Genomic DNA, 23096 nt, shown 5'->3' on the forward strand with positions numbered 1-23096 from the left:
CTTGAGTTAACCCTCCACTTGTTTGTTCATCAGAACGGTTGCTGCGCTTATGAGAATTCCAGACAAGAGAATAATGCCGAGCGCAATCCACCCGAATTCATGAGACTGAACGGTAAATATCTCATTCGGATTCTGCGCAATTTGGAGCTTGTTGATATGTGGTGATTCCAAGATCCAGAACAGGGAATTCCCCGAAAGACCGTATATGATCCACAGCATCGGCGTTAACGGCTTCAAGCGAGAACGACTGACCACTCCTGTAAGCGTACCGAAAGCTGCCATGAACGGAATGACCATCATGATTACGCCGTACCAGATCGCTGATGTCTGCATGAAGGCGGCGAGACTGTGAAAATCGAAGTTTCCTTTTAAGATTAACGCATAGGCAACGAACAGCTGGGCACCGACCCAGAAGATAATATGCATGATAACTGCTGTACAAATGCTAGCTGCATACTTTGATAGGATAAGCGATCGCCTTGGATAAGGGAGTGTCAGCCACCATCCGGCAGTACCGTTTTTCCATTCCCGTATAACGATGCCAAATGCAATGATGAATGTAATGTACGGGAAGCCGAAGGACATAAACATGATCGAGTATGGATCAAGATTGTCGGCAAATACAGCTGCAAAAATGAGTCCGATGAGGATGCCTGCTGCAACATAGAACATCCACCATTTGTTCGAGTGTTTGGCCGAGTTTCTGCGGCGGAATTCATCTTTCACTAAAAATAAAAAGGTGCTTGTATTCATCCGTATTCTCCTCTCTTAGCGGTATAGGGTGCGGTAGACGGATTCCATCGAGCCTTGTTCACTGCGCAGTTGCTCGACGTCGCCCTCCAGCACCACTTGACCGTTATCCATGAAAACCACATAGTCGAACAAGCTTTCCGCCTCGTGTATTTCATGTGTACTGATTAACACGGTCTGCTCACGTTCTGCCAAGTTATCGATGATCGCTGAAATAATGCGTTCTCGCGATATGAGATCGATACCGGAGAACGGTTCATCCAGCACGAGGAGAGGAACATTCCGTGCCATACACATGCTTAGCATAAGCCTTGCTTCTTGTCCCTTGGACATGCCCTGCACAGGCATATCGGACTGTAATTTCATGAAGGAGATGAGTTCCTCTGCCCGCTTCCGGTCGAAGCCAGGCCATAGGTGCTCTGCCCAATCCAGTGCTTGTTTGACCGAATGTTTTTCGAACCAGCGCGCCCGGTCAGGCAAATAAGCGATGTCCTTGTTCGTCTCCCAGCTTGGCTTGCGCCCGAGCACCTCAACCGTTCCTTGCTCTGGTTGAACCATGCCTGCGATCATACGGAACAAGGTGGACTTGCCTGCACCATTCGCTCCTAGAATTCCGACAACCTTACCTGTTGGGACTTCAAGAGAAAAGTCGTGGAGGGCGAGCTTCTTCCCGTAGCGTTTCGTAATATTCTCGACTCGTATCGCTGTGGACTGACTCATACTTCCTTTCCTCCCTCATGATTTAATAGGTGTTGAATATCGTCCAGTGTATATCCTATGCTGTACATTTTCGTTAAAAACTCCTGTATCGCCTCTTCCGCCAAAGAGGTTCGTATACTCACCACAGCCTCGGCGTTCGACGTAATAAACGTTCCTTGTCCTCGGCGTGTCTCTGTGAGCTGATCCCGTTCGAGCTCTTGGTAAGCGCGCATGACCGTATTCGGTGTGATTTTGAGCGATTGCGCAAGTTCCCTTACCGAAGGAATTTTCTCACCCAATGCGATTTCTCCTTTCGCGATGGAGCTTCGGATTTGATTAAGTACTTGTTCGTAGAGTGGTTTGCTTAAGTCCAACGTGAATCGCATTCCGCCAACCATCACGTCATTCAATGAGCTCCCTCCTTTGGTGTATCATTTGTATATAGTGTATTATATCACTTGATACACTTAATACAATAGGAAAAATGAAAAAAATAGAAATAAATTTATGATCTGATGATTTCTTGCGTCGAGGGCGGCTCTGATGATAGTGGGGAACGTTGAATAGACACGAAAAACACAGATGGTGTCATGCAATTTAGATAGGTGCGCATCAAATGGATAGTTCTACAAAATGAAAAAGGATCGTAAAAAAGAGCAGCGTCCCATTGCTTGCGCATGGACTGCTGCTCTTTCTATTGGTTTTCCTTTTACGATTGATCGCCTTGCCCGCGCAGACGGGCCATTTGCTGCCAGACTGTTCCGACAGCTTCTTCACCGGAACGGATGCGTTCAATTGCCATGCGTGCTTGCAAGGCAACCTCGAATTCGGGATCTTGAGCGGCGTGCTCAAGTGCTGTCAGCGCACGGTCATCGCCAGCTTCATAGAGGAAGCGGGCTGCGCGCCAGCGCACGAGCTTATTCTTATCTTGGAGAGCTTCGATCATCGGCTCGATCGCAATCGGATCACCGATATCGGATAGCGTATCTCCGGCTGTACGGCGAACACTAACGGAAGTGTCCTTGAGCGCTTCAATGAGAAGCGGCATACATTCATCGGTTTTGATTTCTCCTAAATACACGACAGCAAGGCGGCGCATCTGGCTCTGCTCATCATGAAGCGCCTTCGCAATGAGTTCCAGCCGTTCTGGCGTCGGTTCCATTCGATCCAGAGCTGCGTAACGAACACGCCAATCTGGATTATTCAGATGCTGCTTCAGTTCTTCTTCTGACCATTCCCGGCGCTCTTCAATAAATGGCTCGTCTGTGCGGCCCTTCGCGATGGCTTGCTGCACAAGGGAAGCTACACGTTCTTCGGTGTAGGCAGCCTCCAGTTCCTGCTCAACCTCGCGTGCAATGTCCGCAAGCTCTCCGTAACGAATTCCGTAGTCGCTGAGCTTGCGTTCCTTGATTAGGGTGGCGCTCGCTACTTCCGTTACTGCACGAACAAAGCGATCGGAGAGACCGACGCGCTCTTCTTGTCCATTTGCCTGCACTCGAATTTGCATCGGGATGCTACGGAAGTATTGCACATATACCTGTGCCTCACCGAATGATGTCCAAGAAGCCAGATCCTCCTCTTGGGTGCTCTCTGCTTGCGATTGTCCGAACAGGCCGCGAACCTCATCAAGGATACGAGCCCAGTCTGCGTTCGGGAAGCGGTCTAGCGCGATAAAATCAGCGGTATGGAATACGCTCTTCACGCCCTCGATGTCGAGCAAGCTAGCGATCAGCGGGGGAGCAGAGCGTCGATTGTCTTCTGAATAGGTACGGCGAATGCCGGCAGGCAATGTTTCGTCCAAGTGGAGCTTCATGGAATTCGGACTTGGCGTCGGTTCAATTGTGATTAAGTTCATTGACATACACCTCCGTTGGCGTGTGGTTTGCTTCTATTGTATCTTATCGGAGAGTGGGGAACAATGAAGGCAACATGCTTGCAGCTGTCAGGCATTTCATTATTGCTCGGTGAAGGGGATTAGGCTGCAGTCTGCAAGGTGGTTGGATCATCTCATTTTGTGTAATACATAGTAATGAGGGATTCGACCAAAGCAGAAGAGCATGCATAGGATGGAAGGACGTCAGCAGCTGTGAATGGCGTCATTCAAATGGAAAGATATTAAGAATTGAGATAGGTGTTAAAGATGGCAGCCATCAGATGGCGCGCAGTTAGGAAGCTGAAGTCGAATTGGTGATGGAGACAAGGTTCTGGTATGCTAAAGATTAGGAGACAGTATTTGTCATTCGTCCCGTTTTGCAAGGGAGCAGGGCAGCCCTTGTCATTCGATCCGAATTTTTCGCAAATGAGGTGGTGCTTATGAAGCGCTATTACGTCAATATGGACGATGTGACAACGGTTAAAGCATGGAATCAATTTCGGCGTTGGCAAGCAGAGCGCAAAGAACGATTAAAGACGAAGGATTATTCCTATGTCGTACCAAATGTAAAGCCGGATATTGCTCGTTTGAACGCTAATCGAACAGAGACAACGATAACGTGGATCGGTCATTCGACCTTCCTGTTACAAATAGGTGGATTAAACATTGTCACAGATCCGGTATGGGCTGCAAGAATGGCGACACAAGCTAGGCTTGCTCCGCCAGGTATTCCGATTGAGGAAATGCCCCCAGTCGATGTTGTTCTCATCTCGCATTCTCATTACGATCATCTGCATATACGGTCATTACGGCGATTGGTAGGGCCGAACACGATGCTGATTGTACCTGACGGGCTGCTTAGTAAGCTTAGACGCAAAGGATTTTCCATTATACATGAACTGGCCTGGTGGGAGCATATAACCGTGGCGGATCGGGTGAAAATTACGTTTGTACCGGCACAGCACTGGACGCGTCGGACGTTGATAGATATGAATCGTTCCCATTGGGGCGGCTATGTTATTGAGCACGTTGCACAAGCGAAAAAGACATCCGGAGGTTCGGATTCAGCCGGCACGCCAACAGGCGAAGGCTCTCCAGCGAATCAATCGAGTCAGGAGACCATAGGTGAGACGATATACTTTGCGGGCGATAGCGGATATTTCCGTGGGTTTGAGCTTATCGGCCAGCGCTTTCACATTGATGTAGCCCTATTGCCGATTGGCGCATACGAGCCGGAATGGTTCATGTCGCAGCAGCATGTTACCCCAGAGGAAGCATTGCAGGCATTTGAAGATGTGAAGGCAAAAGTGATGATCCCGATGCATTATGGAGCGTTTAAGCTAGCTGACGATACACCGCGGGAGGCACTTGATCGGCTGGAAGCGGATCGGGTGAAGCGGGGAATTGCGCGCGAGCGAATTCATATTTTAGCGCATGGTGAATTATGGAGCTATGCAGAAGCATTTGGTCAATCCATTCAACATGCTCAAGCTGCGTCACCTAAGGCACGAATGAAGTCGCAATAAGCTCCATGCGAGGCATACACAAAGATACACGTGAAAAAGTAAAAGCGGAATAACGTATAGAAGGGCTGTCCCAAAAAGGTAGAAACTAATGGGTCAGACTCATAAGAAATGCAAAGACGCCTCCAACTCCACGGAAGAAGTGGGGATGGAGGCGTCTTTCTTAAAGATGTCTCATACGAATGTGGGGCACCCGAATTTAATAGTAGCGTCTGGGATAGCCCCCGTTCGTGTTAGAGATATCGGATGGTACGGGCTAAGCTTATCTACGCTTGCTCGGTCGGCTGCTCATCTTCGATAGTTTTTTGTTGTTCTGTACGTGTTGCCGGGCAAGCTGCGCATTCTCCGAACGACGCATGTATGCAATTTCACGTTGGAGCTTTTGATAGCCGCGTAGTCTGCTGGAATCCAGCTCGCCTGTATGAATAGCCTCACGTACAGCACATCCAGGTTCTCGCTCATGCTTGCAGTCGCTAAATCGGCATTGCTCTGCAAGGCTTTCAATATCCTCGAAGGTATTCGACAAGCCTTCACTATCAATAGCGGTCATGCCGACTTCTCTCATGCCCGGCGTATCAATGAGCCATGCCCCGCCCTGCAGACGGAGAAGCTCGCGATGCGTCGTAGTGTGGCGGCCGCGGTCATCATCTGAGCGAGCAGCTTGTGTCAGCATTTGCTCGGTACCCGTAAGTGCATTCGCCAGCGTGGACTTGCCAACGCCAGAAGAGCCGACGAGCACGACGGTCATGCCCGGGGCAATGCGTGCGCGCAATTCGTCCATGCCTTCACCGGTCATTGCGGATACCCGGTACACGTCGACGCCAGGAACGGCTTGCATCGCTTGTGCCTCGAACAGCTCTGGGTCGTCCGCCTCATCAGCCTTTGTCAGCACAACGGCCGGCATGGCGCCGCTATCCCATGCAAGGGCGGCATATCGCTCTAAGCGACGCGGCTCGAAGTCGCGTGACATCGACGTAACGAGCAGCGCAATGTCTGCGTTCGCTGCGACGATTTGAGTGTCGCGGCGACCTCCCGCTACCTTGCGTCCGAAGGTGCTGCGGCGAGGCAGTACGCCCACAATCGTAGCTCGTCCTTCTGCTTGTCTAGGTGCCACGGCCACCCAATCGCCGACTGTCGGCCAATCGCTAAGCAGTGCCATTCCGGCCCGTGCCTGTCCAGACAGCTCGGCCAGCCATTCTCCCTCCGCGCTAACGACGCGATACAGATGCTTATGTGCCAGCGCTACGCGTGCAGGAACTAGCTGGCTTGCGTATCGGCGTGCGGTAGACTCTTGAAGCTCTTGCATCCAAGACTCCCAAGTGCTTGACCACGCTTCATCGAAGCCAAGATCCTGCAAATCTTGCACAGTACGATCCAATTGTTCTCCCATGCTCAATGTATTGCTTTCAATTATAGTTTCTTGCACGGAGCAAGTATCTGATAATAGAGGTGAATCATGCTTACCTTCATTATGGTTGCTTGAATTTTGATTATTTGTAGTCAAATCTGAATTCTCCCTTGTTATGCGGCGGGCAGCCGCTTCATAGTGAACTTGGTCTTACCTGCGAATGAACGACATTGCGGCACGGTCAAGTTCGGGAGAGACAGACGTTTCAGTCGACACTAGCGTCGTTAACAGCTTACTGGTATTTCATGAATTGTACGATGCGCTAGGCGCTGAAATGTTCCTCCCGAACGTTATATACAATGCTGTTTACCATATAACATCCCTCGCTTTCTTTTTTAGAGGTCGATTTTGATCACGAAGCTGTACAGGGAGCATCTCGGCTTCGAATCTTGCATTCAATCTCGAAGTCCAGTGCTCATGTAGTCCCGCCTACACTCCGCGCTTCCTTCTTCGATTTCAAGCAACCTTCTCGGTGCTGAAAATCGACTTGAGGTAGTTCAAAACGGGCGCTTTTGATCATTCCAGAGGCATGCGTGCTGAGTTAAGCAAAGCGGCTTTCTGGAATGGAAAAAAACATACCTTAGACCGCGGTCGCACCTCTTGGAATTTCTTCGATAAGAGTTTTTCTTATCACGAAGCCCTTGTGAACCACTTTAATAATGGGGTGTCTCCGTCATTCGCAAGGAATAGGGGACACCTTCATTTTGATAAAGATGGAAATATTATATACATAAAATGCCGGATTGGATATGTGTAACTCTCCAAAGATCATGGTAAAAATGTTCAATCGTCGCATTATACTGATCCTTATGCTATAATAACAGTTTGAAACCAATAATAGGCAAAGGACGGGAATGCCATGATTAGTACAACCGGCGTTACGCTCCGCTACGGGAAACGAGCGCTTTTCGAGGACGTGAACATTAAGTTTACACCAGGGAACTGCTACGGCTTGATTGGCGCGAACGGTGCGGGCAAATCGACATTTCTTAAAATATTGTCTGGTGAAGTTGAACAGACAAATGGTCAAGTAAACATTACTCCTGGAGACCGTCTATCGGTCTTGAAGCAGGATCATTATGCATATGAAGAATTCAAGGTTCTCGATACAGTAATTATGGGTCATGAGCGCTTGTATTCCATTATGAAAGAGAAGGATGCCCTCTATGCGAAGGCAGACTTCACGGAAGAAGACGGCATGCGCGCAGGCGAGCTGGAAGGCGAATTCGCTGAGCTCGACGGCTGGGAAGCTGAATCGAGCGCAGGCGAGATGCTTATCGGTCTTGGAATCACTAGAGATCTTCATGATAAGCTGATGTCTGAGCTTGACGGCAACCAGAAGGTACGCGTATTGCTTGCACAAGCATTGTTCGGCAGACCGAACATCTTGCTGCTCGATGAGCCTACCAACCACTTGGATCTCGAATCGATCAACTGGCTCGAGAGCTTCCTGATGGATTATGAAGGCACAGTTATCGTCGTATCTCACGATCGTCACTTCCTGAACAAGGTATGTACGCACATTGCAGATATCGACTTCGGTAAAATTCAGCTGTACTCAGGTAACTATGATTTCTGGTACCAGTCCAGCCAATTGGCGCAAACGATGATGCGCGATCAGAACAAGAAGAAGGAAGAGAAGATCAAGGAACTTCAAGCCTTCATTCAGCGCTTCAGCGCGAACGCGTCCAAGTCGAAGCAGGCGACTTCACGTAAGAAGATGCTCGATAAGATTACGCTCGACGACATTCGTCCATCGAACCGTAAATATCCGTTCATCAACTTCAAGCCTGAGCGTGAAGCGGGCAAGCAATTGCTGACGATCGAAGGCTTGACGAAGACAGTGGAAGGCGAAAAAGTATTCGAAAATCTACACCTTGTTGTGAATAAAGGCGACAAGATCGCACTCGTTGGTCCGAATGGATTGGCGAAGACAACGTTGATGCAAGTTCTGATGGGTGAGATTGAGCCTGATGCAGGAACATTCAGCTGGGGCGTTACGACGACACAAGCTTACTTCCCGAAAGACAACTCCGCATACTTCGATGGGGTTGAGGATACCTTGGTTGACTGGCTGCGCCAATACTCCAAGGATCAAGACGAGACATTCCTTCGCGGCTTCTTGGGCCGCATGCTCTTCTCTGGGGAAGAAGCATTGAAGAAGGCAAGCGTATTGTCCGGGGGAGAGAAGGTTCGCTGCATGCTCTCCAAGATGATGATGAGCGGCGCGAACGTGCTGTTGCTTGATGAACCGACGAACCACTTGGATCTCGAGTCCATCACAGCGCTCAACAACGGCTTGACTGACTTCGACGGCACAATGCTGTTCACGTCCCATGACCATCAGTTCATTGAGACGATTGCGAACCGCATTATCGAGATTACGCCGAATGGCATCATCGATCGTGTATGCACGTACGATGAATATCTCGAGAATGAAGAAGTGAAAGAGCTGCGCAAGAAGCTGTATCCAGAAGAGAGCTAATAGCATCTGAATAGAAGCAAGAGGTTTGAGTAGCCAAATGGCTGTTCAAACCTCTTTTTGTATGTTTAAAGGCTGTCCCATGGATTAGTTTTTTGCTTTAGCGATAAACTGCCTCTTTCTTGAAAGCAGGATAGAGCAAGGAGCGTTGGTTCGTTCCCGAATTCGATCCTTTCTACTGGATGTGCACGAATCAGGCTTGAAGTTGCCCAAATGTGCAGCACTCGTTTTCCTCGCTTTGCCCCGTTTTCCCCCTAAATATTGTTGTACCTGTACAATCAGACATCCTCTCTTATTTGCATCTTTAGAAATATTAACATCTATTTTTTCCATTTCTATCAAATCAGATTGTATTCTTGCCGTTATAATATAATAGGAAAATATATCTAAATAAGGTGGGTTGTTCCGCCTATTCTGATGCTAAAGCCTAGGACTTCAGAAAGAACTCGGAGTATAGGGATAAAGGGGGTAGGCTTGGTGCAGCATTTGGATGAAAAAATTTTGGCTATGAGAATGGAACTGGAGGAAGAACGACAGGAACGTGACGGCGAGATGAGGGAAGAAGATGGGGGAGAAGGCAGCAAAAGAGGGGGTAACGTTAAGCGAGAGTCTATCGATCTCAATCATCCGCTAATAAGCGTCAACGGACAAATGATTCCGCTAACGGATCGGACTTTGCTGGCGGGCAAGCTTCACGTAAGGATGCCGAAAACTTGGCGCCTCATGACTCAGCAGGAGGCTGCGATCAAATATCCTTCGGTATATCGTCCATTCCTAATTTATACGAACAATGAAGGTACCGTGAACTTAACGATCAACCTCACAGAAGATCCGCTTGAAGAAGAGGGGCTTGCTGTTTATACGGAGACGATGGCTCGCATGATTCGCTTGGTACAGCCTATCCGTTCCTGGATCGATGAAGGCATGATGGATTCTGATGAAGGGGAGCGCGCAGGGTACTGTGAATTCACCGCTTCCGTATTAGACGGGACGCTGTACTATTACATGATGTTCAAGGAGCTGGAAGGAAGCGCGCTACTTGTTTCTTTCTCATGCAGTGCAATGGACATGCGGAACTGGAAGCCAGTGGCCCATGCGATGATGCGGGCGATACAAACCCTCGGCAGTGAGAAAGGGGAGAAACGAAGTGAGTCTTACTTATGAGAATTTGAGCATTCATCCATACCAATTAGTCCACCTGCAGGAACTGACCCTGACGAAGCAGCTCAACGAGCATGCGCGGCTGCGCTTCACGGGGATTGTGTCCGAGGAAAAGAGCAAGCTTTATGTGGATATGACCGATACGGACACCTCTATTGAATTGAATCAAATGGATACGGACGGTGGGAGCAAACCACTGTTCCGGGGAATCGCACTTTCTATCGAAATCCAAGTCGTGCAGGGCGTTCACTATTTGGAAGTGGAGGCGATATCCCATACCTACGTCATGGATGTGAAGACCAAGACGAGATCTTTCCAGAATGTAAAGATGACGATTCCTCAACTTCTTGAACATATAGGCAAGGAATACCCGGGACTTGACGTGATGGATGAAGCAACTGCCGGGGCTAAGCTGCAGCGAATGGCTTTGCAGTATGAGGAGACGGATTGGGCGTTTTTACGGAGAATGGCCTCTCGATACCATACCAGTCTAGTTCCAGCAGCTCAATTCCATGAACCCAAGTTCTATTTCGGTATTCCTGATGGTTCAAGAGTGATTCGGTTGGAGCAAATGAATTATACCGTTAGCAAGCGAATGGCGCCGTTCCGATATTTCGTAGAAAATGAAGCCGCATCTGTCGGCGAAAACGATTTTATTACCTATGACATCGAAACGGATGAGGTATTCGACTTAGGCAGTCATATTCAATTTCAAGGAGAAAGTCTCTTTGTGCGTGAAGCGCAGACGAAGATGCAAGGCGGCATGCTGAAGCATCGGTATGTGCTCTGCTCTCACAAAGGATTGCGGCAGAAGGAGTATGGCCTTGAGCGCTTGATCGGTGCATCCATTTGCGGAAAAGTGATAGATGTGGCAGGGGACAAGGTAAAAGTTCACTTTGAATGTGATCATGAGCAAAAGAAAGAGGAAGCGCGCTGGTTTCGATATTCGACCGCTTATTCGGCGGAAGGCAGCACCGGATGGTACGTCATGCCGGAGATTGGCGATCCAGTAGCCGTTTATTTCCCTGGAAAGAAGGAAGAGGAGGGCATCGCTGGCGGTGCGGTACGCCAGAATGCTGAACCGAGCGGGCGCAATAAGCTAAGCAATCCCGATGTGAAAATATTCCGTACGCCATCCGGCAAAGAAATCAAGCTTGCTCCGGATGAAATCGTCATTACCGGGAAGGATGGCGCCATTTATATTCAACTGAACGATGATGAGGGCATTTACATTGCCAGCAGCAAAGGAGTCAGCATCACTGCGGATGGGGATATCTCCATGAATGCCGGACGCAAGATGGTGTTGTCTGCAGGCAGTGAAATGAATATGAGCTGCAAGGGCAGCCAGCTTCATTTGGGACGTCAGGCGCGCTTAACGGGCAGCAAAGTGAAGTCGAACTAGGCATGCGGAAGAGGAGGTTGTCATGAACAGCGAAGCAGCGTTAACCCATTTCATTCAGGAAGCAGTACCTCGCGAGAGGAGCGAGATGCTCGCTGCAATCGGACAAGAATGGGATGAAGCCAAGCAAGAATGGGTGCAAGAATTTGTCGATGGCTTCCGGCAATGGTGCAAGGTCATTCGTGAACAGCAGCTCTCCGGGAAAAAAGGAAGCCTTGGATTCATCACCTACTCTATGCTGAGAACGGACATTGCGCAGGGACGAGCTCGCTATCTCGTACAAGCGTCCGACAGCTCGTGGCTGTTCGACGCCGAACCGGTTGAAGGCTACTATGACGGCTTGTGGGCTTATCGCTACTTGGATTTGCTGGCAGACAGATTGAAGTTGGCCAGCCGCGAATATAAGGGGGCCGTTCATTCCGCACATCTGGAGCGCATTCGTCTGCGCGAGGCCGTTCACATACACCGCGTCGTGGTCAGCCTGATTCGGCTGGCGATGCAGGAAGCTTCCCAATCGCCGGAGTTCCAAGCTGTGGAGAAGGCAGAAGTATTCGAGGTTCGGGTAGGAGAATATTTGGATCAAAGCGAGGGCGTGTTCCGGCTGGACTTGAGCAAGCGCGCTGCAGAGGAAGTGCGGTCATGGCTGCGAGAGGGAAATGAAGAGGATTACGCATATGAAGCTTTTCACGCTATGGATTTGTCGGAGGGAGATTGGGCGGGGATTGATCTTCGGTACAGCGCATTTCGAGACTGCTGCTTGTCGAACAGCCGTTTTCTTGATGGCGTTCTGATCGGTACGCTGTGGCAGGAATGCCGGTTGGATGGCGCCAACTTTGCCTATAGTCTTATTAGCGGTGCGAACTATAGCGGGTGCTCCATGCCGTTGGCGGTGTTCCGGGGCGTCCAGGGCAAGCGGGGCGTGCTGCCATTCGACGGATTTTCACCCATATTTGAAGGGGTTCAATTCGCTAAGGCCAACTTGACGGGTGCTGATTTTACCCGAGCCAACCTCCCTGGCGCAGTGTTCACTGGAGCCACGCTGAAGAATGCCGTCTTCCGCGGAGCAAATCTCAAGGGGGCGCGCTTCGATAAGGCGGATTTGACGGGAGCTGATTTTCAAGACGCGGATGTAACGGAGGTCAACTGGAATGATGCACATTGGGATGATGAGGATCACCGCCTGCTATCGCGGGAAATGGGAGGACGGCCATGAATCGGTTATTCAGACTTGTTGCGGATGAACGGATTGCGAATCGGGCAGAGCCGAATATGATGACGCCCGGAATCGTGAGCCGACTAGAGGAAGAAGCCGGCGTGGAAGAGCAGCCGCTTGTCTTCCCGATACGGGAACGGAATGCCGTCGAATATGTCGATTATTTGGATCGGCCCATGCCCTTGTTATCGGATTGCGTTAAGCGGTTGATAGAGCTGTACATGCCTGAATTGCGTTGGCGTCCTGTTATTTTGACTGATATGAAAAGGGAACGGCAGGAAGTCTATTGGATGACGTCGCTGCCTCGCCTATGCTGCCTCTCGCCTGATAGCGAATTCCACAAGGATGGGGGCTTGAAGCGGCTTGTGTTGGAAGGAAAGCACAACTATCGGCCACTGTTCCAGGTGGATGGAATTCGCGAGAGAGTATGGATCGCCAATCTGGCGCTTGCCGAGAGTCTGCTTCGGCGGGATGTATATGGGGTTCATTTTGCTGAGGTTGAAATGGATCAAGAGTGAGAGTTCGTTTAAGCGGTGTAGGAAACGACTCTGCTTGAGCATGATCTCAGAATGAAAGAAAGGGGATTAGAGCGATTGGGGAAGCAACAGGAGGATATCCGCGTTCAACCGGGAAAAGGGCGCAAAGGTAGCTATGTTGTCGCCGGTGCTATTCTTAGCTGCAGCTTCGGCACTCAGCCGACCCGGCTCACAATGCCGGAATGCCACGGTACATACGTGAAGGGCAAGGCTCAGATGAACGTTGGGGATTTCGTGCCGGGCGTGAACATCTCTTCTTTTGGCAATTGTTCTTGTTCGATGAATCCGGCCGTACAGAGCAGTAATTTGGTTGATATTTATGGGGTGAAGAAAGCTCCCTGCATTCCGGTTATGACCATTCCTTGGTTGAACGGCAAACATGATGTGCATGTGGCGGGACAACCAGCTTTGCTTAGTGGTTGTACGCACCAATGCCTTTATGGCGGTGTCATTCGCATTGAGGACGACGGACAGGAACTGGATTGATGGGGAATACGCGCATAGACGATAGAACAATACATTCCCGTTTCCAGTAATCAAATCATGCAAGGAGGGGAGAAGTTGGAGAAGAGTATGCTAAGCGCAGAAAATGCGGCAGGCTACGGTCATATCCGTGTGGTGTGGGCGCATGATATACAGCGAATCCATGAGCTGCGAATCGAGAAGCGAGTGAATGAGCATGCCCGGCTGCATATGCGCGCCCTGCTGGCGGAGGAGCGTGGCGATCGGGATATTGAGGCGTATGATTATGGCAAGTCCGTAAAGGTAGAACAGCTAGGAGATGACGGTTCCGTAGTCCGAACGTTGTTTTGTGGTCAGGTGATGACTCGTACCATACAGGCGGAGCGCAGTGTATATGTCTTGACTTTAGAAGCGATTTCCTGGAGCTATGAGCTGGATGTACGACCTAAGAGCCGTTCATTCCAGCCGGAGCATACGACTTATGAGGATGTCCTGGAACGAGTACTGAAGGACTATGCGCGTTCGGATTCAATCGATACAGCAAGCGAAGGTAGCACGTTGGGATCTTTTACCTTACAATATGAGGAGACGGACTGGTCGTTTTTGAAGCGGATGGCCTCACGGCTTGGCACGGTGTTAGTGCCGGAAATTACCGCAGAATCTCCGAAGCTGTTCTTCGGCTTACCGTCCGGAAAGCATTGGAGGCTGGATGAACAAGAGCCGTATCGGGTTCGAAAGAGCTTTCGTTCTTTGCTGGGGCATGAAGAGCAGAAGTTGCTATTCGGGAATGGGTTCGGTTCGTCGTCCTCAACCGTGTATTCGCTAGAGAGCGGAAGATGCTTCGTTCTGGGTGATCGCGTTAGCCTGCCAAGCGGCCTAAAGACGGTTGTAACCGAAATCGTAAGCGAGATGAAGAGCGGGCTTCTATTGCACACCTATCAACTTTGTGCCGAGGAAGATGTTATCTGTCAGCGTACAGAGAATTGGCAGGCGACAGGCGCTGTGCTCAGCGGGATTGTTATCGGGGTGCAGCGGGATCGGGTAAGGCTGCGGTTGGATATGGATGGCAAGGATGCTGTTTCGGAAGGCTGTTGGTTCCCGTATGTAACAAGCTACGCAGCTGAGGGAAACAGCGGCTTGTATTGGATGCCGGAGCCGGGAGATCGAGCGCAGTTATATTTGCCTTCGGCACATGAGGCAGAAGCCGTAGTACGGGGCTCACTGCGTCAGCATGCTGACGTTGATAAACCCGATGAGAAAGTATGGAGCAGCAAGCGTGGCAAGCGGATCAGCATGGGAAGTACTGAATTGAAGCTGGAAGCGGGCGGCGGCTTGAATATCCGCTTGAATGAAGGCAACGGCGTACATATTCATAGCACGAATAGTCTTGCAATAAGCGGCCGGGACATTATGGTCAAGGCAGGCCAGCAAGTAAGCATGAAAGCAGGGCATTCGCTCTATTTGCGCGGAGGCGAGAGCAGTCTTATTTTGGACGGCGATTCGGATATTCGCTCAGATCTTCTGCATCAGGAAGGCACTGCGAGGTCGCCGGTGCATGTGACCCCGCTTACACCAGTGCCGGAGCCACCGCTGATGACGGTGGAAGTCTATGAGGCCGGGCAAGCTGCGAAGATGGCGGCAGCCGAATCGCAAGGCGTTACTGGGGCTCAAATCGGGTTGCTGGCAGGTGCGGCGCTCAGTCTGCTGGGCATGATTCCGGTAGCGGGAGTGGTTGGCTCGCTAGTAGGCTCGGCACTAAGTGTTCTCGGCATGATGTCCTCTTCCAGCGGCTTCCGGATCGGGTTGCCGTCAGGCGGAGGCGGGGGGACGGCAACAGGCCTGCTCAGTGAGGAAGAAATGGTTCAGCTGGAAATGCAAAGGGAGTTTGCGATACTGCTTGGCAAAGTATTCACCGATGCGAGAGGCTGGAGAAACCCGGAGACCAAAGAATCATTAGTACGATTCTTGCTGACTCTCAACAAAGGGATGGAGATGGCGTCGAGCAAGATCCCGCAAGACGTCCGAGTAGCAAATCGTAATTTATCGAAGGCGCTGGATTTCTACAGTTCCATAGATAGATGGGATCTGCCTAATCGTTTTCGAGTTCAAGATATTGATCCAGTCTTATTTGACCATCAAATAATTGATATAAAACAATATAATGCATGGGAAGATCAGCATTTAACACCACAGCAGAAAAATGATATCGCAAAGCTCATATATGAAAGATTCAAGGATGACACAGATATAGCGACTCAGAACTACTTCTTTGTCGTGGAGCGTACCAGTGAAGGGGTTGATGCACTAGCTGGTGCTATTGGCGCTAGAGCTGTGCGCAGTCGTAATCCACAACCGCCAATCAAGCCGCAAGGAATATCGAAAGGAAGCAATATTAAGGGAATTAAGGTAAACTGGGGTCAAGCGACGACGTTTATCAATGATAGACTTGAAGCTTTACAAAAGTCTGTTGGGCAATTGCCTAAGAATAAGCTGGCGTACGATGGGCCAAATGTGAACTATAAATCGTCAACGCAGAAGCCTCTAGAGCCGACCAAGAATCAGATCGAGGTGCGAAAATACTATCCGGGAACCGAGCCGGAGAATTCAGCGTCAGGATCTGCGTCGGGCAAAAATAAGAATTCAAGTGGTAAGGAGAAGGGAAAAGGTGGCTCGGGTAGTAACAATTCCAACGTTATCTCAAAAGAAATTAAAAAGATAGATGAAGAAATAGAAAGGTTGAAAAAAGAAGGAAACGACAAAGAAGTCAAAAGATTAACGCGGGAAAGAAATAAATTGGCTAACAAGTTGGATACGAAAGATGATATTACTAATCATTATGACTTGGGGGCTGCAAAGGAGTACGAAAGGAAAATCGATAATTCTAAACATTTCTCTCATGATAAAGGTAACTTTGGGGAAGAAGTAACAAAAATCGTCGCTAGAGACAGTAGTTTAGGCCAAGACGTTTCTAATCTGTTCCAAGTGGGCAGGAATGGTATAGACGCAGCTTTCCTATCGAAAGGGCCGCCGCCAAAGTTAACGATTATTGAATCGAAGGCATCAGATTCAGCTAGTTTTAGTTACTCAGATAAACAGAAAAAGGGCGGAGATAAGTACTTCCAAGGCATGATTAACAGCGATGATCCTAGATATGCAGATTTTTCAAAGAAATTAAGGAAATTAAAAAAGGAAAATCCAGGACTCGAGTTTGATTTCATTAGGGTGGAAACAGATATTAAGATCACGAAGACCGGATTCGGTGTTGATGAAGTAAAGGTTAAAGATTGGAATAAGGAAATTGATTAATTGATAGGGAGGACATAATGATAAACCCTAAAAAATTTGAGATGGCGTTTAAAAGATATCACAAGAATTTTGTTGATGGTATTAAATTTGAAGATGTAAAAGAAGAGTATGATGAATGCAAGAGCGAAGTTATTGATATTGTTGAAGAAAGTGACGTAGAAAAGGATCATATTTTATTAATTAATTTGTCCTCAATTTTTTCTTACTCCTTATCACAATGGAAACACGATGTATTGATCAACGGCGGAAACAATCCAGAAGGATTAAAGAACATGCAAAAGGTCGTGTTTTATCAATGTATGGGGCAGGATCTGTATACAACAAGGTACCCTCATATGACATTAGAATATACATTTAGAGAAGTCGTAATCACATTGATCCATTTTGCGATGTATGGATGGGAGAAAGAAGAAAATATATTATATGATTTTATCGTTTCTCACTTCGGCGGACATTTAATGGATGTCAATGAAGAGAACAGACATATTTGGTTTTTGCTTGAGTTGTACCTGCAGTATAGAAACAAAACCATCATGGGAACGAATAACAAATTGCATCTAGCTGTGAAAAATAGATTAAAGGAGGATGGACAGCGATGCGGCTCAATCCCTGATGATCTAGACATTTATGATGAAGTGCTTGACCGATGGTTCACTAGTGATCTACTTGAAATAGATCATCTATTTTCGAAAATGTCCCTTTATCATTCTATTTTAGCTTCTGAAATCGGTCAGCTGGACGAATTTGGTGACTTCAGATATGGATTTTATCCATTTGAAATCTTATTCTTGATCCATGCAAGAGAAAAACTTGGGTTACCCGTTCCCGAACACCTTGACGATTTGTTGATGAATACCCCCGAAGCAAAAATGGTGTTTGAAGACCCTGAACCATACCCTGAATGGGACCCTGCACTTCAGATGATCGATCAATTTTATCGTAAAAACTATCCCGAATATATTCCTAACCAGCATGGGGAGTTGTTTCAATAAAGGGGGAAACAAGTATGCAAGATCAAGAAGTAGCACAGCTCATCTTCCCTATTAAAAAGGATCTGGAACAGTTTTTGAAGGATGAAGGAAGTTATGACATACATGATGATCTGTTAAAATTCGGGTTAAAAACAAAACGGTTTTTATACGTTGACTATAAAGGTGAGCAGCATCAAGAGATCGTCAATTTTATTCTGGATTATGAATTTGCCCATCACATTGAATTAGCAGCAAAGGAAGAACTTGAGCAATTAGAAGCGTATGACTACGAATTTTTACCTGATAAGATCAGAGAGGCTAACAAAATACTGTCACCAAAGGGGTATGGACTATTTTTATATCCAAATTCGGGCGACTTTTATGCACTATTCATTGCAAAATTAGAGAATATAACAAAATTACTGCAAAAAGAATTGCTGCTCGATGATAGGATCCCTTCCCAAGAAAGGTGTATCAAGTATTATAGATAGCGTTTATAGCCTTCAGGGCTTAATTTTGTACGTCTTCGAGATCCTGTTTAAATTTTGTGAAAACCCGTATCTCGTATACAGCCCCGAAATACAACTAACAAATCAAACACTTGATATACTTTTAAGCTCTTTCCCACTTGAATCATGAGTAGGAATGAGCTTCTTTGCATGCTCAAATCAAAGTAGGATGAAACGAAATTATGCATTATAAAACAAATTACCACTAAGGACAAACAACATTTAATTTCAAGAAGACTTATTCCAACTTGAAGAGAAAAGATGGAATAGGCTATTTGTGTAAACATTAATAAATCCCGCACAGAAGCGCTGGATTTCTACAGTTCCATCGATAGATGGGATTTGCCTAATCGTTTTCGAGTTCAAGATATTGATCCTGTCTTATTCGACCATCAAATAATTGATATAAAACAATATAATGCATGGGAAGATCAGCATTTAACACCACAGCAGAAAAATGATATCGCGAAGCTCATATATGAAAGATTCAAGGATGACACAGATATAGCGACTCAGAACTACTTCTTTGTCGTGGAGCGTACCAGTGAAGGGGTTGATGCACTAGCTGGTGCTATTGGCGCTAGAGCTGCCCGCAGTCGTAATCCACAACTGCCAATCAAGCCGCAAGGAATATCGAAAGGAAGCAATATTAAGGGAATTAAGGTAAACTGGGGTCAAGCGACGACGTTTATCAATGATAGATTTGAAGCTTTACAAAAGTCTGTTGGGCAATTGCCTAAGAATAAGCTGGCGTACGATGGACCAGATGTAAACTATAAATCGTCAACACAGAAGCCTCTTGAACCGACCAAGAATCAGATTGAGGTGCGAAAATACTATCCGGGAACCGAGCCGGAGAATTCAGCATCGGGATCTACGTCGGGAAAAAATAAGAACTCAAGCGGTGAGGGGACGCCAAAAGCTTCGAATGTTGGAAATGTAGTTAAGGACGGAAATAAAACGAAATATACGAACCCAGCAGGGAATGAATTAACCTGGGTTGATCAACACCCGAAAAATATTAGCCGTGATATCGAAACATTTCTTAATAGTCCTAATACTGGTAAAGCAACTGAGGGTAAAGTTGCTAAATTTGTTTCAGAGCAAAAAGAAGTTATAGGTTTTGGACAAAAAGTCCAGAGGGCTGATAAAACACCAGCCGGGGATTTTGATGTATTAACAAAAAATGAAATTATAGAAGTAAAAGCTTCTGCTAGTGCCTTGAAAGTTGACCAAATCGAAAAGTATACAAACAAAAATCATAAAGATTTTTGAATCCAGAGAACAGAAAAGTGATTGTATACATTGAAGAGCCGCTAGTTAATCTAGCCCCTGAGCAATTACAAAAACTGAATAAGATTAAGGATATGGGGGCGATTGTAGTAAACTCATTAGGAGAATTGAAAGGAGTTTTAAAGTAAATGGGGACTTCATCATTTTTTTTAGTTGAAAGAGACAAATATTCACCAGACAACTTACTATCATCAGTAATGGTAGCTGCATTTCATTCTGACGCTATGCTTTACTACAGAAATGAAAAGTATTTTACAGAAGAAAACCACTTCAAATATACAACTATAAGTATTATGCAGGATCTCGATATTGATGAGAATATGTTCTTAATATACATTGATGGAGAAAAGAATGATGGGCTTGAGTTTTATAATAATGGACAGTATCTAGGGTTGGATTCATCCCTTTCCTTATATCAAGTTGGTTGTATCGAGGATGTATACGATAACGAGAAGTTGCTTTTAAGTTTCGTTTATGAATACTTAAAATTAAATCCTATGCAATATTATTGGTTGGGAGATTACAATTGGGTTTATAGTTGGGAAGATATGCGAAAATTGAAATCGTTGCCCTATGACCCTAATTGGTGTTATAAGAATCCAAAATGATTTAGACTTTAAAAGAGCCATGCTCTCAGGAAAGACGATTATAATGTTAACTAGTGTGAAGAATTTAGATTTAGAGTTCAGGAAAAATAAAGAATAATTTAATAACAAGCTCAATGAGATTTTGATAAATAACTTAAACGGCCTATTCCAGTTTGAAGCGAGGAGATGGAATAGGCTTTTTTATGTGTATTATTGATTCCGCCCCAGAATTTAGGCTTGCGATACTGCTTGGCAAAGTATCCACCGATGCGAGAGGCTGGAGAAACCCAGAGACCAAAGAATCATTAGTACGATTCTTGCTGACTCTCAACAAAGGGATGGAGATGGCAGCGAGCAAGATCCCGCAAGATGTCCGAGTAGCAAATCGTAATTTATCGAAGGCGCTGGATTTCTACAGTTCCATAGATAGATGGGATCTGCCTAATCGTTTTCGAGTTCAAGATATTGATCCAGTCTTATTTGACCATCAAATAATTGATATAAAACAATATAATGCATGGGAAGATCAGCATTTAACACCACAGCAGAAAAATGATATCGCAAAGCTCATATATGAAAGATTCAAGGATGACACAGATATAGCGACTCAGAACTACTTCTTTGTCGTGGAGCGTACCAGTGAAGGGGTTGATGCACTAGCTGGTGCTATTGGCGCTAGAGCTGTGCGCAGTCGTAATCCACAACCGCCAATCAAGCTGCAAGGAATATCGAAAGGAAGCAATATTAAGGGAATTAAGGTAAACTGGGGTCAAGCGACGACGTTTATCAATGATAGACTTGAAGCTTTACAAAGGTCTGTTGGGCAATTGCCTAAGAATAAGCTGGCGTACGATGGACCAGATGTGAACTATAAATCGTCTACGCAGAAACCTCTTGAACCGACCAAGAATCAGATTGAGGTGCGGAAATATTATCCGGGGAGTAATCCAGGAGGTTCTTCATCGGGCACGGCGAGGTTGATTAGTAAGAACGGAAGTAGTAGTGAGAAGACAGGTAAACCTAACATTTCTCAAAAACACGATGAAATAGCTCATGATGGATATTATGGAAGGAAACAAGGGAGAACGGATGAGTATAATACCTCTATTTCTGATCGAAACAAGATTATAGGGGATAATACAAATGGTTACAGATTAACGGAACCTACAAAGTGGATGGAGAACATGGGGATGACCCAAATAAAAGAGAGATTAAAAAGGAAATCATGGACTGATAAAGAAGGGAATAATTGGCAGTGGGATTCGCAGCATGGAAAATTAGAAAAGTGGAATCGTAGAAGAACAGAGCACTTGGGTGAATATGATCCTGTAACCGGGAAACAAACTAAAGATGGGGAACCTTCAAGAAGATGGGATGGTTAAATTATGGAGCATGGAAAAAGATTCGTTGATGAATATCCTGAGATTGGGGGAGTAATTGAACGAATTTTTATTAAACGAGAACTAGATGAATGGTATAAAGAGAAATGTATGGAAGAGATACTGGCGCCAGGTGAGTTTAATGAAATCCGTTCATTAAAGAATATTGAAGTCAAAAATTCCGTTAACCCCTCTTCGGAAATATTAATTCAACTAGAAGACATAAAAGGTGAAGAAGGCTTTTTATTAGGGCAACAAATAAATATCAAAATTTCAAAACTTGCTCCAGTTTATATCGTAGATTTTAGTTATAAACTTAGACATAACTTGATAGATGGTATTTATGAGATAGTGGGAATGGCTGAATCTTTAGAATTAATACAAGGAGCTACTCTAATCAGAAGAATTATGGAGGAAAAAGGTTATATTGAGCTGAGTTATCTTTATGATTTTTACGATACTGTTTACGAGTGGCATGAATTACAAGATATTCAGCCGTTTAATAGGCGATTTACTTTGGGAGAAGCTTTATTTACAGATGTATTGGAATTATGTTACTGACAGGTTAAATAGTTACGTATAGAATTAATCGAATTTATGTAGAAACATAGCTCGCTTTTCAAACAAAAAACAACTTAACGAACAATCTGTTCAAAGCTTATTCCAACTTAAATCAATAGAAGGAATAAGCTTTTTTGTTACTTTAAGCATTTATCGGACAATGGAGTAATGCAAAGAAAAATGAGATAGTGCAAGACTGATTTATGAGGGTTCTATCCGCAGTCGTAATCCACAACCGCCAATCAAGCCGCAAGGAATATCGAAAGGAAGCAATATTAAGGGAATTAAGGTAAACTGGGGTCAAGCGACGACGTTTATCAATAAAAGATTTGAAGCCATACAAAAGTCTGTTGGGCAATTCCCTAAGAATAAGCTGGCGTACGATGGGCCAAATGTGAACTATAAATCGTCAACACAGAAGCCTCTTGAGCCTACGAAGAATCAGATCGAGGTTCGGAAATACTATCCTGGGACCGAGCCGGAGAGTTCAGCGGCGGGATCTGCGTCGGGCAAAGTCAAGAAGGCAAGTGGTGAGGGGACGAGAAAACTTGATGAAAGTAATAGGCTAAATGTAGGTGCAGGAGATAACCCTCGACCAGGATACCGGAATGGGGATATTAATCCACGAGCTGAGGGTGTTGAGGTAATGGATGCCAATAACCTAGTTGGAATTAAAACAGGTTCACAGGCAGAGGTAATTGTGCAAAACCCACATGGTTATAATGCTCTTGAAGGTGATATTCCACGGGTAATCGAGCCAGGAGGCTCACTGAAAATAGCAGGTGGGGAGAAAAACCCCTATTTCAGCAAAATATATAAAATGAATGATGAGGAGCTTTCGAGATACGGTTTTAGATTGGTGAACAAAGGAAAGGCCTCGGATGATTTGATGTTTGGAACTCAGAAAACAACTAGCGGCGATGCTTTCAGTGAGAAGGCATTAAGTAAACAATTAGAAGTAATTTTAAGGAGGTTGGAATAGAC

General features: G+C 46.3%; 20 protein-coding genes. 15 read left to right on the forward strand and 5 right to left on the reverse strand.

Translation table 11 applies throughout. The features are described 5' to 3' along the window. Positions 1 to 6 precede the first annotated feature (6 nt). The 4 genes from RQP50_RS00875 to RQP50_RS00890 form a co-directional block, all read right to left on the reverse strand. Positions 7 to 753 (reverse strand): ABC transporter permease subunit, encoded by a 747-nt coding sequence (locus RQP50_RS00875; RefSeq protein WP_315742512.1) that lies wholly within the window; start codon positions 751 to 753, stop codon positions 7 to 9. 15 nt (positions 754 to 768) lie between these two features. Continuing rightward, positions 769 to 1470 carry an ABC transporter ATP-binding protein gene (locus RQP50_RS00880; RefSeq protein ID WP_072727467.1) on the reverse strand — a complete coding sequence of 234 codons (702 nt, stop codon included), beginning with the start codon at positions 1468 to 1470 and terminating at the stop codon, positions 769 to 771. Further along, positions 1467 to 1859, reverse strand: coding sequence for a GntR family transcriptional regulator (locus RQP50_RS00885; RefSeq protein ID WP_065293918.1), 393 nt, complete (start codon positions 1857 to 1859; stop codon positions 1467 to 1469). Before RQP50_RS00885 ends, RQP50_RS00880 begins: the two co-directional genes overlap by 4 nt. Before the next feature lie 299 nt (positions 1860 to 2158). Next, positions 2159 to 3304 carry a virulence factor gene (locus RQP50_RS00890; protein ID WP_072727466.1) on the reverse strand — a complete coding sequence of 382 codons (1146 nt, stop codon included), beginning with the start codon at positions 3302 to 3304 and terminating at the stop codon, positions 2159 to 2161. 458 nt (positions 3305 to 3762) lie between these two features. On the opposite strand from RQP50_RS00890, the gene RQP50_RS00895 reads away from it, so the two are divergent. Then, positions 3763 to 4848 carry an MBL fold metallo-hydrolase gene (locus RQP50_RS00895; RefSeq protein ID WP_072727465.1) on the forward strand — a complete coding sequence of 362 codons (1086 nt, stop codon included), beginning with the start codon at positions 3763 to 3765 and terminating at the stop codon, positions 4846 to 4848. A gap of 259 nt (positions 4849 to 5107) precedes the next feature. Here RQP50_RS00895 and rsgA read toward each other — a convergent pair whose 3' ends face one another. Continuing rightward, positions 5108 to 6223 carry a ribosome small subunit-dependent GTPase A gene (gene rsgA, locus RQP50_RS00900; protein ID WP_315742521.1) on the reverse strand — a complete coding sequence of 372 codons (1116 nt, stop codon included), beginning with the start codon at positions 6221 to 6223 and terminating at the stop codon, positions 5108 to 5110. A gap of 889 nt (positions 6224 to 7112) precedes the next feature. On the opposite strand from rsgA, the gene RQP50_RS00905 reads away from it, so the two are divergent. The 14 genes from RQP50_RS00905 to RQP50_RS00970 all read left to right on the forward strand — a co-directional run bounded on the left by RQP50_RS00905 (position 7113) and on the right by RQP50_RS00970 (position 23094). Then, positions 7113 to 8738, forward strand: coding sequence for an ABC-F family ATP-binding cassette domain-containing protein (locus RQP50_RS00905; protein WP_072727464.1), 1626 nt, complete (start codon positions 7113 to 7115; stop codon positions 8736 to 8738). A gap of 474 nt (positions 8739 to 9212) precedes the next feature. Continuing rightward, entirely contained in the window at positions 9213 to 9899 is a 687-nt protein-coding gene (locus RQP50_RS00910; protein ID WP_072727463.1) for a hypothetical protein, read from the forward strand. Then, positions 9883 to 11298, forward strand: coding sequence for a phage baseplate assembly protein V (locus tag RQP50_RS00915; RefSeq protein WP_315742525.1), 1416 nt, complete (start codon positions 9883 to 9885; stop codon positions 11296 to 11298). The genes RQP50_RS00910 and RQP50_RS00915 overlap by 17 nt, the downstream gene beginning before the upstream one ends. Before the next feature lie 22 nt (positions 11299 to 11320). Beyond that, positions 11321 to 12508, forward strand: coding sequence for a pentapeptide repeat-containing protein (locus RQP50_RS00920; RefSeq protein ID WP_315742527.1), 1188 nt, complete (start codon positions 11321 to 11323; stop codon positions 12506 to 12508). Next, positions 12505 to 13026: a serine protease gene (locus RQP50_RS00925; protein ID WP_315742529.1), complete on the forward strand. Its 522-nt coding sequence runs from the start codon at positions 12505 to 12507 to the stop codon at positions 13024 to 13026. Before RQP50_RS00920 ends, RQP50_RS00925 begins: the two co-directional genes overlap by 4 nt. Before the next feature lie 51 nt (positions 13027 to 13077). Continuing rightward, positions 13078 to 13530, forward strand: coding sequence for a DUF4280 domain-containing protein (locus tag RQP50_RS00930; RefSeq protein WP_315742531.1), 453 nt, complete (start codon positions 13078 to 13080; stop codon positions 13528 to 13530). A 75-nt stretch (positions 13531 to 13605) separates the two neighbouring features. Beyond that, positions 13606 to 16812: a contractile injection system protein, VgrG/Pvc8 family gene (locus RQP50_RS00935; protein ID WP_315742533.1), complete on the forward strand. Its 3207-nt coding sequence runs from the start codon at positions 13606 to 13608 to the stop codon at positions 16810 to 16812. A 17-nt stretch (positions 16813 to 16829) separates the two neighbouring features. Then, positions 16830 to 17804: a hypothetical protein gene (locus RQP50_RS00940; protein ID WP_315742535.1), complete on the forward strand. Its 975-nt coding sequence runs from the start codon at positions 16830 to 16832 to the stop codon at positions 17802 to 17804. A 14-nt stretch (positions 17805 to 17818) separates the two neighbouring features. Beyond that, the gene (locus tag RQP50_RS00945) at positions 17819 to 18274 is read left to right on the forward strand and encodes a DUF6630 family protein (protein ID WP_315742537.1); all 456 of its coding nucleotides are present in this window, start codon (positions 17819 to 17821) and stop codon (positions 18272 to 18274) included. Positions 18275 to 18634: 360 nt separating this feature from the next. Next, the gene (locus RQP50_RS00950; protein WP_315742538.1) at positions 18635 to 19567 is read left to right on the forward strand and encodes a hypothetical protein; all 933 of its coding nucleotides are present in this window, start codon (positions 18635 to 18637) and stop codon (positions 19565 to 19567) included. Positions 19568 to 19713: 146 nt separating this feature from the next. Then, positions 19714 to 20193, forward strand: coding sequence for a hypothetical protein (locus RQP50_RS00955; protein WP_315742539.1), 480 nt, complete (start codon positions 19714 to 19716; stop codon positions 20191 to 20193). Positions 20194 to 20516: 323 nt separating this feature from the next. Further along, positions 20517 to 21554, forward strand: a complete 1038-nt coding sequence (locus RQP50_RS00960) for a colicin E3/pyocin S6 family cytotoxin (protein ID WP_315742540.1) — start codon at positions 20517 to 20519, stop codon at positions 21552 to 21554. Positions 21555 to 21557: 3 nt separating this feature from the next. Next, positions 21558 to 22112, forward strand: coding sequence for a hypothetical protein (locus tag RQP50_RS00965; protein WP_315742541.1), 555 nt, complete (start codon positions 21558 to 21560; stop codon positions 22110 to 22112). Between the two features lie 394 nt (positions 22113 to 22506). Continuing rightward, positions 22507 to 23094 (forward strand): hypothetical protein, encoded by a 588-nt coding sequence (locus tag RQP50_RS00970; protein WP_315742542.1) that lies wholly within the window; start codon positions 22507 to 22509, stop codon positions 23092 to 23094. The last annotated feature ends 2 nt before the right edge of the window (positions 23095 to 23096 follow it).

The organism is Paenibacillus suaedae, from assembly GCF_032337355.1.
Lineage (GTDB): Bacteria > Bacillota > Bacilli > Paenibacillales > Paenibacillaceae > Paenibacillus_B > Paenibacillus_B suaedae.

Bases quoted from the DNA above. Each gene is read 5' to 3' on its own strand.
- RQP50_RS00875 (WP_315742512.1), bottom strand. From the start codon at position 753: ATGAATACAAGCACCTTTTTATTTTTAGTGAAAGATGAATTCCGCCGC.
- RQP50_RS00880 (WP_072727467.1), bottom strand. From the start codon at position 1,470: ATGAGTCAGTCCACAGCGATACGAGTCGAGAATATTACGAAACGCTAC.
- RQP50_RS00890 (WP_072727466.1), bottom strand. From the start codon at position 3,304: ATGAACTTAATCACAATTGAACCGACGCCAAGTCCGAATTCCATGAAG.
- RQP50_RS00895 (WP_072727465.1), top strand. From the start codon at position 3,763: ATGAAGCGCTATTACGTCAATATGGACGATGTGACAACGGTTAAAGCA.
- RQP50_RS00905 (WP_072727464.1), top strand. From the start codon at position 7,113: ATGATTAGTACAACCGGCGTTACGCTCCGCTACGGGAAACGAGCGCTT.
- RQP50_RS00920 (WP_315742527.1), top strand. From the start codon at position 11,321: ATGAACAGCGAAGCAGCGTTAACCCATTTCATTCAGGAAGCAGTACCT.
- RQP50_RS00925 (WP_315742529.1), top strand. From the start codon at position 12,505: ATGAATCGGTTATTCAGACTTGTTGCGGATGAACGGATTGCGAATCGG.
- RQP50_RS00930 (WP_315742531.1), top strand. From the start codon at position 13,078: ATGAAAGAAAGGGGATTAGAGCGATTGGGGAAGCAACAGGAGGATATC.
- RQP50_RS00940 (WP_315742535.1), top strand. From the start codon at position 16,830: ATGATAAACCCTAAAAAATTTGAGATGGCGTTTAAAAGATATCACAAG.
- RQP50_RS00945 (WP_315742537.1), top strand. From the start codon at position 17,819: ATGCAAGATCAAGAAGTAGCACAGCTCATCTTCCCTATTAAAAAGGAT.
- RQP50_RS00955 (WP_315742539.1), top strand. From the start codon at position 19,714: ATGGGGACTTCATCATTTTTTTTAGTTGAAAGAGACAAATATTCACCA.
- RQP50_RS00960 (WP_315742540.1), top strand. From the start codon at position 20,517: ATGGCAGCGAGCAAGATCCCGCAAGATGTCCGAGTAGCAAATCGTAAT.
- RQP50_RS00965 (WP_315742541.1), top strand. From the start codon at position 21,558: ATGGAGCATGGAAAAAGATTCGTTGATGAATATCCTGAGATTGGGGGA.